Here is a 1,503-nt window from a genome sequence, read left to right on the forward strand (position 1 = left end):
CGGTCCCGGCCGCTGCGGCACCGTGCTGCGCGGCAGGTTCCTGCGGGCTCATCGGACCGGCTCCCGGGCCGGTGCGTCGGACTGCTCGCCGGACGGCGCGACCGGCTCAGGCTCCCCCGCCGCCGCACCGTCGGGCTCCTCGGCCGCCGCGGCCAGCTCTGCTCCGGAGATCTCGCCATCGGGCAGCATCAGCCGCAGCGTGGAGCCGCGGCGGCCGCGGTCGACCTGCAGCTGGGTCGGGATGGCCCGGTGCATCTCGGTCACATGGCTGACCACGCCGACCCGGCGGCCCTCGCCCTGCAGCCGATGCAGCGCGGCCATGACGTGCTCCAGGCTCTCCTCGTCGAGCGAGCCGAAGCCCTCATCGATGAACAGGCTCTCCATGCTGATGCCGCCGGCCTCGGCCTGGACCACTTCGGCGAGGCCCAGGGCCATCGCCAGCGCGGCCATGAAGGTCTCCCCGCCGGAGAGCGAGGAGGTCGGCCGCTCGTGGTCGCTGTGCTCGTCGTGGACCTTCAGATCGAGGCCGCGCAGTCCGCCCCCGGACGCCGAGTCGTCGTGGAGCAGCTGATAGCGGCCCTCCGACATCGTCTGCAGGTGGCGAGTCGCGGCCCGGGCGACCTTCTCCAGCCGGGCGGCGAGCACGTAGCTGGTCAGCGTCATCCGCAGCGTGTTGTCCGGACCGCGGCCGCTCAGCGTGTCGGCCAGCTCGCGCCGACGGCGCTGGTCGGCCGAACGCTCGTCGCGTTCGACCAGTGCGCCGCGCAGCCGCTCCAGCGGGGTCGTGAGATCCCCGCGCCGGTCGGCGAAGCGCCGCCGGGCGGCCTCCGCGGTCTCGGCGTCCTCGGCGCGGGCGGCCGCTCGCTGCTCGGCGGCGAGGACCGTGTCCTCCTCGGGCAGAGCCTCTCCCCGCTCCAGCCGCTGCAGGCCGTCGACGACGTCCTCCTGCTCGGCCTCGAGCTGCAGGCGCTGCCCGTGCCGATCATGCTCGGCGATCCGCGTCTCGCGGTCCTGCCGCGCGGCCGGCTCGAGCCGGGCGGCGGCGAGCGCGGCACGGTCGGCGAAGTCCGACTCGGCCAGCCGCTCGGCGGCCTGCGCGGCGGCGCGTTCGGCCTCGGCGCCGGCCTGCCGCGAGACCTGCACCGACTCGCGAGCACGCGTCAGTCGAGTGCGCAGCGCGTCGACGGCGGCCACACGGGCCTCCACGGACCCATAGTCCCCGCGCAGTCGGGCCAGCGTCGTCTCGGTGGCCGCCGTCTCCTCGTCCAGCCGCTCGACCTCGGCCGCGGCGGCGGCACGTTCCGCGGAGGCCTCCTGGAGCGCGGTCCGCAGCGCCTCCAGCCGCCGACGACGGCCCTCGAGCTGTGTGACCAGCCGATGCTGGGCGGCCCGGGACTCCTCGGCCCGGGTGCGACGTCGGCGGGCGGCCTCCAGCAGCTCCCGGGCCGTCGCGACGTCGATCTCCGCATCCTCCGCGGACTCTGCCTCTGCGGCCTGCTCAGG

Annotated in this window: 1 protein-coding gene; it reads right to left on the reverse strand. The window is 75.8% G+C overall.

The features are described 5' to 3' along the window. Positions 1–48 precede the first annotated feature (48 nt). Positions 49–1,503 (reverse strand): SbcC/MukB-like Walker B domain-containing protein (locus GU5_RS14040; protein WP_010524408.1); only part of this gene is annotated, 1,455 nt, incomplete at its 5' end.

It is taken from the genome of Nesterenkonia sp. F (assembly GCF_000220985.1).
In the GTDB taxonomy this organism is placed as follows: domain Bacteria; phylum Actinomycetota; class Actinomycetes; order Actinomycetales; family Micrococcaceae; genus Nesterenkonia.